Here is a 14,806-nt window from a genome sequence, read left to right as displayed (position 1 = left end):
GTCCGACGGACGGCGTCGGCCGATACTATAAGGACCAGTGCCACGTAGCCCCGACCAGATGACACAGGAGAGCCTCCCCGCCACGCTGTTTCGGGGCGGGACGAGCAAGGGGGTGTACTTCCGGGAGTCCGACATGCCAGAGGACCGTGACGACTGGGACGACCTGCTGTTGACGCTCTACGGCAGTCCGGACCCGATGCAACTCGACGGCATCGGTGGGTCGCACTCGACGACGAGCAAGGCGATGATAGTCTCCGAGAGCGACGAGGACGACGTCGACGTGGACTACCTGTTCGGCCAGGTCGGCGTCGAGAACCCGGTGGTCGACTGGGGTGGGAACTGCGGCAACCTCTCGTTCGCCATCGGGCCGTTCGCGCTGGAGCGCGACCTGGCGACCGCCGACACGGCGGACGGCCGCGCCTCGCTCGTCCTCCGGAACTCGAACACCGGCACCGTCGTCGAGCAGTCGATACCGGTCGAAGACGGGACGCCCCGCTACGACGGCGATTTCAAGGTGTACGGCGTCCCCGGGACTGGCGGGCGTATCACGTCCCGCTTTCTCGACCCCGGCGGGTCCGTCACCGGCGAGGTGTTCCCGACCGGGACCCGGACGGATACCCTCGACGTCGACGGGGTCGGGGACATCGAGGTCTCGCTGGTGGACGTGTCCAGTCCCTGCGTCTTCGCGCGGGCGGCCGACCTCGGGATGGACGCGACGGAACTTCCGGACGAGGTGAACGCCGACCCGGACCTGCTGGACCGACTGGAGCGCGTGCGGAGCGCGGCCTGCGAGCGCTACGGGTTCGTGACCGACCGGGCTGACGCGACCGCCGAGAGCCCGGGAATCCCGAAGATGGCGGTCGTGGGCGAGCGCCAGCCCTACGAGACCGTGGGCGGCGAGTCGGTGACGCCCGACGACTACGACCTGCTCGCGCGCATCATGTCCATGCAGAAGCCGCATCACGCCTACGCGGTGACGGGTGCGATGTGCACCGCCGTCGCCGCGGCCGTCCCGGGGACCATCCCGAGCGAGTACCTCGACGCGGAGCGCCCCGACCGGGTCGTCCTCGGCCACCCGAAGGGGACGATGGGTATCGGCGTGGGACTGGACGGGGAGACGGTCACGTACACCGAGGCCGAGCGGACCGCCCGCCAGATAATGCACGGCGACCTCTACTACGTCCCGAGATGAGCACCGACCGGGACGGGACGGACGTAGAAGGGTTCGTCGGGCAGACGTTCGAGGGGAGCGAGTTCACCGTCGAGCGCTGGATGGCCTACCTCTGGGCGGACGCGACGGAGAACCCCGACGACGGTTTCCGCTACCCGGACGACGACGGTGTGCAGTACGTCCCCCCGACGTTCGGGCAGGTTGTCGCGCGCCAGGCAGCGGGAATCGACGACATCGAGGCGAGACTGCGCGGCGGCGACTGGGCAGACCCGAACGTCTTCCTCGGCGGCCAGCGGTTCTCCTTCGACCGGCCGCTCCGCGTCGGGGAGACGTACCGGGCCAGCGCCGAGATAACGGACCTGGAGGAGAAGTCCGGGTCGTCCGGCGACTTCCACGTCCTGACCGTCGCCTACACCGTCGAGACGGCGGACGGCACACCGGCCTACGAGATGGAGACCGACCTCGTCGTCCAGCGACCGGAGGCGGACGGATGACCGGGGACGGCGACCCCCTGGAACCGGGGACGGTCCTCGCCACGCGGACCATCGAGGACGTGGACGCCGAGGCGATGAAACTGGTCACGGCCGTCGTCCGCGACCCGAACCCGATGCACTACGACCCCGAGTACGCGACCGACCAGGGCTTCCCGGGTCGGGTGAACCAGGGTCCGATCAACGCGGCGTACGCCGCACAGGCGGCGCTGCTCGTGGCCGACTCCCCGGCCGACCTTCGCACGTTCGACGTCCGTTACGACGGGTTCGTCTTCGAGGGGGAGACGGTGGAGGCGACCGCGACGTTCGAGGGTGCCCGCGATGCGGACGGTCCCCTCGTGGACCTCTCGCTCGAACTCGTGAACCAGGACGGGGACGTGGTCCTGACGGGAACCGCGACCCTCCGGACGTCGCCGGAGGACATCGTCCGGTCCGGGAGCGAACGATAGGCGAACCCACGCCTCGCTCGTGAGGCACCCTCGGCGTGACACCTGCGCTCCCCGGTGACTGCAGCAGGTCTCACCGGACGTCGCCATGCACACTTAAGCCGTCGACGCCCGACGTCTCGCCCATGCGCGGACTCGCCGAGAAAACGGTTCTGGTCACGGGCGGTGGTCGTGGCATCGGACGAGCAGTCGCCGAGCGACTGGCCGAGGAAGGGGCCTCCGTCGCGGTGAACGACCGCCACGAAGAGCGCGCCGCCGAGACGGCCGACGCTATCGCGGACGTTGACGTCGCGGGAGACGCGGTCGCCATCGAGGCGGACGTGACGGACTTCGACGCCGTACGTTCGATGGTCGCGGACGTCGCGGCGGCCGTCGGTCCCATCGACGTACTCGTGAACAACGCGGGGTGGTACACGATGGATTGGTTCCTGGAGGAGGACCCCGACGTCTGGCCGGACCTCCTGGAGGTCAACCTGCTCGGACAGATTTACTGTGCGCGTGCAGTCGCGACGCAGATGGTCGAGACCGACACCGCGGGGACCATCGTCGCCATGAGTTCAGACGCGGGCCGGAACGGGACGAGCGCACAGGCGGTCTACGCCGGTGCGAAGGGCGGCGTCGTCGGCTTCACCAAGTCCATCGCCCGGGAACTCGCCCGGTACGACATCACCGCGAACGTCGTCTCGCCCGGCCCGACCGAGACCGAGGGTATGGACGAGGTGAAAGCGGAGAGCGAGGTTGCCAGGAAGATTCTCGGTAGCATCGGCGACCACACCCCGCTCGGTCGGATGACCCGCCCGGACGACGTGGCGGGGACCGTCGCGTTCCTCGCCAGCGACGACGCCGACTTCATCACCGGACAGGTCGTCAGCGTGTCGGGCGGACTGACGATGAACGACTGACGGGGGCACCCGGAGAACCGCCCGACGGCCGGCGTTCTCGAAGCACCCCCGACGGCGGCGGCACAACCCTTATAGTGGCACTTTCTGACTATACTGCTATGGCCGAGCAGCGACTTGTCTACGAGGACGTAGAGGGAATCTTCGGTATCATGCCGACGCCGGCGACGGACGACGCGAGCGACCCCGCCGTGGAGTACACGCTCGACGAGGAGGAGTCGAGACGGGGCGCCCGCGCGTTGGCGGACGACGGCGTGGACGCCATCATGATAAACGGGACGTTCGGGGAGGCCGCGACGCTCACCGAACGCGAGTGGAAGGAGTTCACCCGCATCGTCGTCGAGGCGGTGGACGGGGACGTGCCCGTCATCGCCGGTCCGACCACCCTCAATACCCGGACGACCATCGAACGCATGCGGTACGCCAGGGACGTCGGTGCGGACGGGGTACTCCTCGGACGGCCGATGTGGCTCGAACTCAGCCAGGAGGCGACCATCGAGTTCTACCGACAGGCCGGGGAGGCGGTCCCCGAACTCGGCATCGTCGTCTACCACAACCCGCCCGCGTTCAAGAACCGCATCACGCCCGAGATGTGGCGACAGCTCGCGGAGATTCCCCAGGTCGTCGCCGCGAAGTACGGCGCGACGGACGTGATGTGGCGCGACGCGGTCGCGCAGGTCGGTGACAGGGTCCAGTTGATGCCCATCGAGCGGAAGTGGTACCTCGCGAACGAACTCGCGCCGGACCGTGCGAACGCCGCCTGGTCCGGCAGTGCCTCCTGCGACCCGCTCCCCGCGCTCCGTCTGAAGGAGGCCATCGAGTCTGGCGACGAGGAGACGGCGCGCGAGCTGAACACCCTGATCAACGCGACGAACACCAAGTTCTACCCGCAGGTCGGCCCCGAGGCGGTCTATCCCGAGGCGCTCAACGTGCGCCACGACGACCTCTACGGCCTCTACACGGTCGCGCTGCAGAAGGCCCGCATCACCGGTTCCGGGTACATCGACGCCGGTCCGCCGCGCCCGCCGTACCACGTCGCGCCGGACGAACTGGTGGAGATGGCCGCCGAGTCCGGCCGCGAGTGGAAGGAACTGGCGGACGACCTCCGGGAAGCCTGAGAACGCCCCACCGCGACCGCGTTCTGCTCGCCGGAACCGGCCGGGCGCCGGACGTATCCCTCCCGGCCGTTCCAAACTCACACCGACCGCGACGCCCCGCCGTCGATGAGGACGCTTTCGCCGTTCACGTACCCCGCCCGTGGCGAGCAGAGGTAGGCGACGGTGTCACCGAGTTCCTGCGGGTCGCCGACGCGTTCGACGGGAACGTCCGCCGCCCAGTCGTCGAGTGCGTCCTCGTAGCTCTCGTAGTCGCCGCGTTCGACGCTGTCCCGGGCGAGTTCCTGCATGCGGGCCGTCTCGTGAGCACCGGGCAGGACGTAGTTCACCCGCACCTCCGGCGCGAACTCTCGCGAGAGCGTCTTCCCGAGGCCGACGACGGCCGACCGGACGGCGTTCGAGAGGACGAGGTCGTCGGCCGGTTCCGTCACCGTCCGTGACGCGACGAGGGCGACGCTGCCGCCGTCGCCCGCAGCCAGGTCGTCTGACACGGCCCGGAGCAGGCGGACGACGCTCATCACCAGCAGGTCGTAGGCGTCGTACCAGTCCTCGTCGGTGGTGTCCACGAACGACCCGCTCGGCGGGCCGCCGGCCGAGGTGACGACGTGGTCCAGCCTGTCGAACTCGTCCCGCGTTCGCTCGACCAGCGTCTCGATACCCGCCACCGTCGAGATGTCCGCCGGTACACCCAGGACGCGCCCACTACCGGCGGCGTCGATTTCGTCGACTGCGTCAGCGAGTCGGTCCGTATCGCGACCGTTCACCACGACGTGCGCTCCCTCGCGTGCGAGTGCCAGCGCGGACGCCCGGCCGAGTCCGCTCGTCGATGCCGTCGTCAACGCCACGTTCCCCTCCAGTTCGAGGTCCATGTACCGTCCGTCTCCCGGGAGACTGAAAAACCCCTCCCCGTCGGCGACGGTCCCGGTGACGCTCCACGGGAATCCGCCTCAGGATTTATCTCGTATGTCCCAGTAATTGAGAGTGGGTTTACCATGGGACTCGACTCACACGAGTACATCATCACCGCGGACGGAGACGCTATCCTCGGAATCGACCGGACGGAGTTCCTCGACGTGCTGCAGGACGAGGAGCGACTCACCGTCGAAGACCTCTTCTTCGACGGCTTCGTGACGGAGTACACGGACTTCGACTCGTTCGACGGGTTCGTCGACGAGAGCCCGTGGACGATAGAGTCGGCGTCCGACTTCGAGGACGTCCCGAGGGACGCACTCGACGAGTACGTCGCCGAGAACACCGAGTTCGAGAACTGGAAGTGGATGGTCCGAGCCGCGAGCGAGGAGTACGTCCAGCGCAAAACCAGCTACTGACGTTCCGGTGTCCCCGCGGACCGACTACCGCGGCTTCCCGCCGTCTGGCAGCAGAGAGCGAGAACAGTGCCGGACGAACCGGACGTCGCTCAATCGTCGAGCGGTGCGGGGGCTTCCTCGCCCACGTACGGGTCCTCGGTGTAGTGCTCCAGCCACGCCTCGCCGGTGAGGAACCGGTCCGGAACGTCGTCCTCGGTGGCGGCGGCGGTGACGTGGAGCCAGCCGTCGCCCTCGTCGGTCCGCCAGGCGTGACACGGCTTGCCGAGCGCCATGTAGACGTCGCTCTCCTCGGGGTCGTCGCCGTCGATGTCGACGATGATCGCCGAGAGCGAGGTCTCGTCCGTGTACCCGTGCTCCTCGTGGCGGCAGATGGAGTTCAGCCCGGGACCGTTCTCGTGGTCCACCGAGAGGTCGCGCATCGTCTCGACGGTCACGTCGCCGGCGTTCTCCTCCAGGACCTCCATGACGCGACCGTAGCGCGCGTACGAGGACGGAATCTCGTCTTCGGACCGGGCGAGGTCGGAGAGGACCTGGAACTTGTTCGCACGGCCGATGACCTCGTTCTCGACCCACTCGCTGGCGAGGTGGGTGAACTCGCCCTCCAGGACGATGGCGCGTTCGTGGTCCGCGATGTCGATGTTACCGGGTGAGGACATCGGGTCCGCAAAGAGCATGGGCGTGATGTGCTCGGCGACCTCGTCGGCGGTGTCACCGTGCAGGATGCCCTGGCGCATGTACTCGCCGCGCGAGGCAGCGGCCCAGTCCTTCGAGTCCGTCCCCTCCTCGTCGAAGGTGACGGTCCGGGAGATGTTCGACCCGATGGCGACGCCCTGGTCGTTCAGCCCCATCTTCACCGCCGAGGACCCGGCGGCCGTGATGGCGATGACCTTGTTCCGGTCGTCGGGGTCCTCGATGCGGACGACGTTTATCTGCTGGTGTTCGTGGTAGTCGTCGCCCTCGAACTCGTCGGCACCCTTCTTGTCGCTCTGTTTGAAGAAGACGGTGTCGCCGGCGGCGGCGGCGTCGCCGGCAGCGATGGCAGTCGTACAGCCGTCCGGAACGAGCGTCTCCTCGAACAGGGTGAACGCGAGGAGGTCGCTGTACGCGACGCCGGAGGTCTCCGCCTTCCCCTCGAGTTCGGCCCGCGTCTCGGGTGCGAGACGGTCGGCTCTCGCCCGTGCTTCCGCGTACACTGTTTCGCGGTCGATGCCGCGTGCGGTCACGTCGCTCCAGAAGCCGCGAACGTTGTGGCGGATGGCGTCCCGCAGTCGGCGTCCGCGCTCGCGGCCGAATTCGATGTAGTAATCGGTGCTCATGCGTATGCGTCGGTGATCTCTTTCACGTGTTGGTTGATAACCGATGGTGGTCGTGCGACCCGAACTCGTCAGTACGCCTTGTCGAGTTCGGTCTCTTTGCGCTCTTCCGGTGGTTCGCCGTAGTCGTTGTCGATGTCGTCTACGTCGACGCGGGTTCCGAAGCCCGGTTCGCCGACGACGTCCTGGTCCTCGTCGTAGACGAGTTCGCCGCGCACGATGGTCTTGGTCGCCTTGCCGGTGAACGACTCGCCTTCGAACGGCGTGACGGTGTTCTTCGAGTGGAGGGTGTGGCGGTCCTCCAGCGTCCACTCCCGGTCGAGGTCGAAGATGGTGAAGTCGGCGTCGGTCCCTATCTGGAGCGACCCCTTCTCGGGGTACATGCCCCATATCTGGGCGGGGCGGGTGGAGTGCATCTCGATCCACTTCTCAAGGCTCATCTTGCCGTCGTTGACGAAGGTGAGCATCGCGGGAATCTCGGTCTCCAGGCCGACGAAGCCGGAGATGACCTCCCAGGTGTTCTTGAACGGGTCGTCCATGCCCTTCTCCTCGTCCGTGTGCGGCGAGTGGTCGGTGGCGATGCAGTCGATACCACCGTCCTCGTCGAGCACCTCGTCCCAGAGGATGTCCCGCTCTTCCTCGTCGCGGATGGGTGGCTGGATGCGTGCGACGTTGCCCTTCTCGTTCATCACGTCCTCGGTGAACCAGAGGTAGTGAGGCATCGTCTCCGCGGTCACGTCGAGGTCCCTGGCCTTGCCATCGCGGACGAGCTGGGCACCGGTGCCACAGGAGAGGTGGAACATGTGGATCTTCGTGCCCATCTCCTCGGCGAAGAGCATGGTCCGCGAGATGGATTCACGCTCGGTGATGGGTGGACGGGACCACGAGTGGTGTATCGGGTCGTTCTTCCCTTCCGCCTGGAACTTCTCCGCGAGGTGCGTGAGAATCTGGTCGTTCTCCTCGTGGAAGCCGAGGCGCTTGCCCGTCTCGGCGACCTTGCCCATCGCCTCGAGCAGTTCGCCGTCGTTCGGCGGGGGGATGGCACCGATGGTGGTGCCGAGGAAGACCTTGTACCCGATGACGCCGGTTTCGTCGAGCCCCTTTATCTGGTCGAGGTTGTCGGACGTGATGACGGCGTAGGCCTGGAAGTCGACGAGGGCGTTCTCCTCGCCCAGGTCGAACTTCGTCTGGAGGTACTCCGGCCGGTCGATGATCGGGTCGGTGTTGGGCATCCCGACGACCGTGGTGACGCCACCGGCCGCGGCGGCGCGGGTCGCCGTCTCCCAGTCCTCCTTGTACTCCAGCCCCGGCGACCGATTGTGGATGTGACAATCGATGACGCCCGGTGCGAGGTACGCTCCGTCTGCATCGATGACTTCGTCCGCGTCCGGCAACTGGTCGTCCTCACTGACGGCGACTATCTTGCCGTCGTCCACCGCGACACCTGCGTTCGGACCGGTCTGTCCATCCGGTGTCACGATGGTGCAGTTTCTGACCACTAGGTCGACTGGCATACGGTGCCAATTTCAAAGCCCGACGTAATAAATGTGTGCTGTCCCGGGAAGCGTCACTTGACGCCGAGGTACTGCTCCATCAGCTCGCGGTTCTCCTGGAGTTCGGCCGCATCGCCCTCGAACTCGATGGCACCGCTGTCGATGACGTACGCCCGGTCGGCGAGCGTGAGCGCCATGTCGGCGTTCTGCTCGACGAGCATGATGGTGACGCCGTCGTCGTTCAACTCGCGGATGATGTCCGCGACGTCCGAGACTATCTGGGGTGCGAGTCCCTCACTCGGTTCGTCGAGGAGGAGGAGGTCGGTGTCGAGACCCACCAGTGCGCGGGCGATGGCGAGCATCTGCTGTTCACCGCCGGACATGGTCCCCGCCTTCTGGTTCCGGCGTTCGTCGAGGCGCGGGAAGCGGTCGTACATCGCTTCGAAGTCGCCGTCAGAGTCGTCCCCGTGGTGGGCGGCCAACCGGAGGTTCTCCGCGACGGTCAGCATCGGGAACACGCGCCGGTCCTCGGGGACCCAGGAGATTCCCGCACGCCTGACCTCGTGTGGGTTCGAACCCTGAATCGCCGTTCCCTTGAACCGAATCGTTCCGGATTCGGGTGGCGTGAGCCCCATGACGCTGCGCAGGGTCGTGGTCTTGCCCGCGCCGTTGCGCCCGACGAGCGTCACGACCTCGCCTTCGTCGACGTCGAACGAGATGTCGTGGAGGATGTGACTCGTCCCGTAGTAGGCGTCGACGTTCGAGACGTCGAGCATCGTGCGCCCCCGTTGCTCGCGCCGGGAGGTTTTGCAGTCGATACCACCGTCCTCGTCGAGCACCTCGTCCCAGAGGATGTCCCGCTCTTCGGCAGCGTCGCTCATGCGACCTGCCCACCTCTCAGGTAGACGTCCTGGACCTGTTCGTCCTCCTGCACCGCCTCGGGAGTGTCCATCGTCAGCAGGGTCCCCTGGTTCATCACCGCGATCTTGTCGGAGACGCTCATCACCACGTCCATGTCGTGTTCGATGACGAGGAGACTCGTCTCCTCGGCGATGTCCTCGATGAGGTCCATCGTTTCCCGCGTCTCGTCCGGCGACATCCCGCTCGTCGGTTCGTCCATCAGCAACAGGTCGGGGTCCGACCCGAGTGCGATGGCGATCTCGAGGTGGCGCTGCTGGCCGTGCGACAGCGTCTCTGCCGGTTCGTCCGCGATGTCGGCCAGGTCGAGTCGCTCCAGCACGGCCCGTGCCTCGGCCCGAGGGCCTTCGAGCGAGGAGTGGTGAGAGAGGAAATCTCTCGGTTTGAACCCCGTCTCCTCGGACTGCGTCGCGAGTCTGACGTTCTCGAAGGCGGTCAGTTCGGGGAAGAAGTTGGTTATCTGGAACGAACGGGCGATGCCGGCGTGATAGATGTCGTGTGGTGGGTCGCCGTCGATTCGCTCGCCACGGAACCGTATCTTCCCCGTGGTCGGTGTGTAGTTGCCGCTCAACAGGTTGAAGAGGGTGGTCTTCCCGGCACCGTTCGGCCCGATGATGGCGGTGACGTCCCCCTCCGCTACGGAGAGCGAGACGTCTTCGACCGCCGTGAGTTCGCCGAACTGTTTGGTCAACCCCTCTGTCTCGAGGAAACCGCCCATGTTCTATGTAACTACGGACGTGGGTCTTATAATTACCGTGCCGGACGGCCTGGCAATATCTTCGGAACCGACTGTCCTCCTCTCTGTCCGGGAGATTCCCCAGAAAATATATTGATTTTTACATTTCCTAAAGGTTATGTCACTCCTGATTCCAGACTCACGTATATGCCAACGAGTGGCAGGGGCAGCAGACCGGCCAGTAGAGAATCATCAACGAACAAATACTTCTCCAGGCGCTCGGTCCTCGCAGCGACCGGTACGGTGGGTGCAGCGTCGCTCGCGGGGTGTCTGAGTGGATTCGGTGGTGGCGACTCCGGCACGCTCACGGTCGGGTTCGCAGAGCCGCTGTCCGGGTCCATCGGCAACCTGGGGAACGAGGTCATCCGCGGCTTCAAACTGCGCGTGGACGAGGAACTGGACGGCGAGATAGGCGGCATGGAGGTCGAGTACGCCCAGCAGGACACCGCGGGCGACCCGTCGACGGGCGTCTCGGCAGCACGGAAACTCCTCCAGGAGGAGCAGGTGGACGTGCTCGTCGGCCCCGTCTCCAGTGCCGTCGCACTCGCGATGGTGTCGCCATTCAAGCAGGCGGCGCAGTCCCGCGACGCCATCTGGCTGAACGCCAGCGCGGCGAACTACAAGATCACGTCCGAGCACTGCCTGAAGTACCAGTTCCGCATCGCCCGGAACACGTGGCACGCGGGCGCACCGATGGCTCCCTACGTCTACGAGAACGTGTCGGACAACGTCGCCCTCGCGTTCCTCGACTACGCGGGCGGCGAGCAGACGGTGAACTTCTTCCAGCAACGGTTCGAGGAACTCGGCGGGACCATCGCGGGCCGGTTCCCGGTCGGCTTCGACGTGTCCGACTTCTCGTCGTATCTCCAGCAGATAGAGGACAGTGGCGCGGACGCAGTCTTCGGGATGTTCATCGGCGGCAACGCGGTGAACTTCGTGAAAGACTACGCCCAGTTCGGTCTGGACGAGAACATCCAGCTAACCGGCATCGGCGACATGGTCTCCGAACGGCTGGTCCAGTCACAGCAGGACGCCGCCCAGGGAGCCATCACGCACAGCTTCTACACGTCCTCGGACGACATCAGTCGGAACCAGGAGTTCGTCGAGTCCTACACGAGCGCCTATCCGGACCAGGGACAGCCCGACTCCTACAGCTGTGGCGGCTACGACTCCGCGCTGGCTATCGAGAAGGGCATCGAGGAGGCTGGCGGCATGGACGCGGACGGCATCGCCCAGACGCTCGCCGGGTCCGAACTGGACAGCCCACGTGGCTTCTTCCAGTTCCACCCCGACACCCACGACCCCATCACCGAGATGGACATCCGCAGGGTCGTCGAGCAGGACGGTGGGTTCGGGAACGAGGTCATCGACAAGATAGAGAAGGCAGAACCGCCGACCTGGGGCTGTACGATCGAGGAATAACCAGGTGCCATGGTCGAAATCACGACGCTACTGAAGACGACGCTGTTCGGACTCCAGCTAGGGATGACGCTGGTGCTCATCACCGTCGGACTGACGCTCATCTTCGGGATGATGGACGTCATCAACATCGCTCACGGGTCGCTCTACATGCTGGGCGCGTACTTCGGGCTCGGCGTGGTCGGCGCGACCGGGAACTTCTGGCTGGCCCTGCTCCTCGCCCCGCTTCTCGTCGGCGTCGTCGGAGCCGTAATGGAGGTGTTCGCCATCCGTCCACTGTACGGACGCGACCCGCTCTACCACATCCTCTTGACCTTCGGCATCGCCCTCATCATCCAGGGCACAGTCGAGGGGACGTGGGGAGCGGAGATCCAGAACATCACCAAGCCGGCTCTCATGCAGGGGACCTACACCATCGGTCCCATCCTCTACCCGAAGTTCCGCATCTTCATCACGGTCGTCAGCACGCTTCTCGTCGTGGCAATCTGGGTGCTGTTCACCCGGTCGAACTGGGGCATCCTGATGCGCGCGAGCGGCTACGACTCCGAGATGGTCGACGCACTCGGCATCGACGTGGCGAAGGTGTTCACCGGCGTGTTCATCTTCGGCGCGGTCCTCGCCGGGTTGGCTGGCGTCCTTCTCGGGACCGCCCGCGCCGCCTCGCCGTCGATGGGCGTCAACATCATCATCCAGGCGTTCGCCATCGTCGTCATCGGTGGCCTCGGAAGCTTCCGCGGTGCGGTCGTCGGCGCCATCGCCGTCGGAATGATCAACGCCTTCGGCGCACTCTACGCCTCGACGATGGTCGAGTTGCTGGTGTTCCTGCTCATGGCCGTCGTCCTGCTCGTGAAACCGAACGGGCTGTTCGGCGAGGAGGCGGAGGTAGCCTGAGATGTCGGTCGTCGGCCGCTTCATCGACTGGACGACGCCGGAGGCACACTCGGCGCTGCTCGGCCGGAACGGCCGCATCGGGATGCTCGTCGTGGGCATCGTGCTCGCAGTCCTCGCGCCGGTCGGCTACCTCGTCCAGCCGTTCTGGATCAACATCGCCGTCAGGATACTCATCTTCGCGCTGTTCGCGCTGAGTTTCGACTTCGCCTTCGGCCACGGCGGCCTGGCGTCGTTCGGCCACGCGGCCATGTTCGGCACGGCGGGCTACGCCGTCGCGTTCATGTTGCAGTCCGTGACGCAGAACGTCGTCGTCGTCCTCTCGGCCGCGGTCGTCGTCGGCGTCTTCGTCGCCGCGGTGCTGGCGTGGCTCTCCGCCCGAGCACGCGAGATATACTTCGCGTTCCTGACGCTCGCGTTCGCCCAGATGTTCTACGTCGCCGCACTCCGCGACATCCCCGCCGTCGTACTCGGCGTCGAGGCCATCACACAGGGTGACAACGGCATCGTCGCGCTGCCGACGTACGAACTGTTCGGGATGTCGTTCGGCCCGGTGCTGAACTACTACTACCTGACGCTCGTGCTCGTCGCGGTCTCGGTCGTCCTCGTGTTGCGCATCGCCAATTCGCCGTTCGGTCGCGTGATGCTCTCCATCCGCGAGAACGAGGACCGCGTCGCCTTCCTCGGCTACGACGTCCGGAAGTACAAGATCGTCGGCTTCGCCATCAGCGGCGGATTCGCCGGCCTCGCCGGCGGCCTGTTCGTCCCGTTCCAGAGCCTCGTCCACCCGAACATGCTGTTCTGGACGATGAGTGGCGACGTGTTCCTGATGACCTTGCTGGGTGGCATGGGAACGCTCTGGGGACCGATGGTCGGGGCCGCTGTCGTCATCCTCATCGAGGACACCTTCACGACGAACTGGAAGGTCGTCCTCGGGACGTTCTACGTGGTCGTCGTCATCTTCGCACCCAAAGGGCTCGCCAGCCTCCTGCGGTCGGTGAGCCGTGAACCCGAGCGAGCGGTTGCGAACGTCCGGAACGCGCTCCGGACGTACGTGGAGAAGGTCCGTTCGTAGCGGGCCTGGCCCCGACCCGGCTTTCTAGCGCAAATCGTCGTCCGACATCGCCTTGTACCAGTTGTAGTGGACCGTTCGCTCGATACCCTCCTCCAGGTTGGTGTCCCAGCCGACGCCAGGGCCCGGCCACTCGTCGTCGATGTCGGCGGCGCTCGTCCCGTCGAATCCCATCCGAGGTAGCCGGCGAGCGGTTTCTCGGGACAGCCGAAGAAGCGGTTCTTCTCCGGCGGGACGAGGCACGTGCTCACCGACCCGGCTCCACAGTGGGTGACGTGCTGCTAGCCGGGGTACACTTTTGTGACCGCCGCGAGTAGCCGACAGGGATGATAGCAAGGGACACACAGCCGCCGTTCTCGGGACGGGGGGGTCGACGATGACGGTCGTGGACGCGGAGACGCTCGTGCTCGACAACGACACGGGCTCGCAGTCCCTCCCGACGGGCAGCACCGACCTCGAAGTAGACATCCGGACCGTGCTTCTGAGACTCGAAACGGACGACGGACACACCGGTCTCGGTGCGTCGTTCCACCACGCGGCGTCGCTCACGGACACGTTCGCGCTGGCGAAGAGCGTCGAGGCGCTCGCCGAGCACGTCGTGGGGGAGGACGCAGACCCGGTCCGCGGGCACTGGCACGAACTGTACGACACCGTCAAGCGCTCGACCGCGTTCGAGGCGCTCTCGGTCGTGGACCAGGCGCTCTGGGACGTCAAGGGCAAGCGCGCCGACCTCCCCCTCTACCAGTTGCTCGGCGGGACGACCGGGGACCTCCGGGCGTACGCGACCTTCCCTCACGCGAAAGCGGCCGAGGAACTCGTCGCCGACGCGGAGTGGCTGGCGGACGCCGGTTTCGAGATGCTGAAGATAGTCGCCGGTTTCGGCCCGCGGGAGGACCGCGAGCGCATCGAGGCGGTCGCGCCGACCCTGCCCGCGGACTTCGGCCTGGCAATCGACGCGAACACCTCCTACGACTTCGGTGACGCCCTCGCCGTCGCACGGACCGCGAGCGAACACGACCTTCGCTGGTTCGAGGAACCCATCGCGCACACAGACGTTCGCGGCATCGCAGACCTTCGTTCGCGCGTCTCGGTCCCCATCGCTGGCTACCAGACGCAGACGCCCCATTATCCCGCGGTGGACCACCTCCGGGAGGACGCGTACGACGTCTACCAGCCGTCGCTCTACCACGTCGGCGGCGTCACCGCCGCGATGAACGTCGCGACGCTCGTCGAGGCGTTCAACAAGACGATGGTGCCCCACGCGGTCGGGCCAGCGGTCAACTACGCGGCTAGCCTTCACGTCGCTGCGGCGGCGCCCGCCTGCTCGCTCGTCGAGTTCGCCGTCTTCGACGACGAGGCAGACGACCCACGAGAGTTCGTCGCGAGTCCGTACGTGGCGAACCAGGACGAGTTGAGCGTCTCTCCCGACGGAACCATCTCACCTCCCGAACGCCCCGGGCTCGGGGTGATACTGGACGAGGACGCGGTCGAGGAGTATCGCGTGGAAGAGCGCTGAG

16 protein-coding genes are annotated in these 14,806 nt (G+C 66.2%); 10 read left to right on the top strand and 6 right to left on the bottom strand.

The features are described from left to right. The first annotated feature begins 58 nt into the window (after window positions 1-58). The 5 genes from ACSC1W_RS16160 to ACSC1W_RS16140 all read left to right on the top strand — a co-directional run bounded on the left by ACSC1W_RS16160 (window position 59) and on the right by ACSC1W_RS16140 (window position 4,125). Complete coding sequence (locus tag ACSC1W_RS16160) at window positions 59-1,192, top strand: PrpF domain-containing protein (protein ID WP_435348616.1); 1,134 nt, start codon at window positions 59-61, stop codon at window positions 1,190-1,192. After that, window positions 1,189-1,665: an FAS1-like dehydratase domain-containing protein gene (locus tag ACSC1W_RS16155; protein WP_435348614.1), complete on the top strand. Its 477-nt coding sequence runs from the start codon at window positions 1,189-1,191 to the stop codon at window positions 1,663-1,665. The genes ACSC1W_RS16160 and ACSC1W_RS16155 overlap by 4 nt, the downstream gene beginning before the upstream one ends. Beyond that, window positions 1,662-2,111, top strand: coding sequence for a MaoC family dehydratase (locus ACSC1W_RS16150; RefSeq protein WP_435348612.1), 450 nt, complete (start codon window positions 1,662-1,664; stop codon window positions 2,109-2,111). The genes ACSC1W_RS16155 and ACSC1W_RS16150 overlap by 4 nt, the downstream gene beginning before the upstream one ends. Before the next feature lie 122 nt (window positions 2,112-2,233). After that, entirely contained in the window at window positions 2,234-3,010 is a 777-nt protein-coding gene (locus ACSC1W_RS16145) for an SDR family NAD(P)-dependent oxidoreductase (RefSeq protein ID WP_435348611.1), read from the top strand. A 98-nt stretch (window positions 3,011-3,108) separates the two neighbouring features. Continuing rightward, window positions 3,109-4,125, top strand: a complete 1,017-nt coding sequence (locus ACSC1W_RS16140; RefSeq protein WP_435348610.1) for a dihydrodipicolinate synthase family protein — start codon at window positions 3,109-3,111, stop codon at window positions 4,123-4,125. 77 nt (window positions 4,126-4,202) lie between these two features. Here the strand turns inward: ACSC1W_RS16140 and ACSC1W_RS16135 are convergent, their stop codons facing one another. Then, on the bottom strand, window positions 4,203-4,991 hold the full coding sequence (locus ACSC1W_RS16135) for an SDR family oxidoreductase (protein ID WP_435348609.1): 789 nt from the start codon (window positions 4,989-4,991) through the stop codon (window positions 4,203-4,205). A gap of 123 nt (window positions 4,992-5,114) precedes the next feature. On the opposite strand from ACSC1W_RS16135, the gene ACSC1W_RS16130 reads away from it, so the two are divergent. Beyond that, complete coding sequence (locus ACSC1W_RS16130) at window positions 5,115-5,450, top strand: hypothetical protein (RefSeq protein ID WP_435348608.1); 336 nt, start codon at window positions 5,115-5,117, stop codon at window positions 5,448-5,450. A gap of 89 nt (window positions 5,451-5,539) precedes the next feature. Here ACSC1W_RS16130 and ACSC1W_RS16125 read toward each other — a convergent pair whose 3' ends face one another. The 4 genes from ACSC1W_RS16125 to ACSC1W_RS16110 all read right to left on the bottom strand — a co-directional run bounded on the left by ACSC1W_RS16125 (window position 5,540) and on the right by ACSC1W_RS16110 (window position 9,892). Continuing rightward, window positions 5,540-6,766, bottom strand: a complete 1,227-nt coding sequence (locus ACSC1W_RS16125) for a C45 family autoproteolytic acyltransferase/hydrolase (protein WP_435348607.1) — start codon at window positions 6,764-6,766, stop codon at window positions 5,540-5,542. Between the two features lie 68 nt (window positions 6,767-6,834). Beyond that, window positions 6,835-8,277: an allantoinase AllB gene (allB, locus tag ACSC1W_RS16120; RefSeq protein ID WP_435348606.1), complete on the bottom strand. Its 1,443-nt coding sequence runs from the start codon at window positions 8,275-8,277 to the stop codon at window positions 6,835-6,837. 53 nt (window positions 8,278-8,330) lie between these two features. Next, entirely contained in the window at window positions 8,331-9,032 is a 702-nt protein-coding gene (locus ACSC1W_RS16115) for an ABC transporter ATP-binding protein (protein WP_435348703.1), read from the bottom strand. Window positions 9,033-9,133: 101 nt separating this feature from the next. After that, window positions 9,134-9,892: an ABC transporter ATP-binding protein gene (locus ACSC1W_RS16110; protein WP_435348605.1), complete on the bottom strand. Its 759-nt coding sequence runs from the start codon at window positions 9,890-9,892 to the stop codon at window positions 9,134-9,136. A gap of 165 nt (window positions 9,893-10,057) precedes the next feature. Between ACSC1W_RS16110 and ACSC1W_RS16105 the strand changes: the two genes are divergently transcribed. The 3 genes from ACSC1W_RS16105 to ACSC1W_RS16095 are packed head-to-tail and all read left to right on the top strand — an operon-like array spanning window position 10,058 to window position 13,292. After that, window positions 10,058-11,332: an ABC transporter substrate-binding protein gene (locus ACSC1W_RS16105; protein ID WP_435348604.1), complete on the top strand. Its 1,275-nt coding sequence runs from the start codon at window positions 10,058-10,060 to the stop codon at window positions 11,330-11,332. A gap of 9 nt (window positions 11,333-11,341) precedes the next feature. Next, a complete protein-coding gene (locus ACSC1W_RS16100) occupies window positions 11,342-12,220 on the top strand; it encodes a branched-chain amino acid ABC transporter permease (RefSeq protein WP_435348603.1) in 879 nt (292 codons plus the stop codon). A gap of 1 nt (window position 12,221) precedes the next feature. Further along, window positions 12,222-13,292, top strand: a complete 1,071-nt coding sequence (locus ACSC1W_RS16095; protein ID WP_435348601.1) for a branched-chain amino acid ABC transporter permease — start codon at window positions 12,222-12,224, stop codon at window positions 13,290-13,292. A gap of 24 nt (window positions 13,293-13,316) precedes the next feature. On the opposite strand, the gene ACSC1W_RS16090 is transcribed toward ACSC1W_RS16095, so the two are convergent. Further along, window positions 13,317-13,463, bottom strand: a complete 147-nt coding sequence (locus ACSC1W_RS16090) for a hypothetical protein (RefSeq protein WP_435348600.1) — start codon at window positions 13,461-13,463, stop codon at window positions 13,317-13,319. Between the two features lie 202 nt (window positions 13,464-13,665). Between ACSC1W_RS16090 and ACSC1W_RS16085 the strand changes: the two genes are divergently transcribed. Then, the gene (locus tag ACSC1W_RS16085; protein ID WP_435348599.1) at window positions 13,666-14,805 is read left to right on the top strand and encodes a mandelate racemase/muconate lactonizing enzyme family protein; all 1,140 of its coding nucleotides are present in this window, start codon (window positions 13,666-13,668) and stop codon (window positions 14,803-14,805) included. Window position 14,806: the final 1 nt, after the last annotated feature.

The organism is Haloarchaeobius marinus, from assembly GCF_051207415.1.
Lineage (GTDB): Archaea > Halobacteriota > Halobacteria > Halobacteriales > Natrialbaceae > Haloarchaeobius.
The sequence above is the reverse complement of the archived record's forward strand: the minus strand, read 5'-3'. Positions and strand labels throughout refer to the sequence as shown.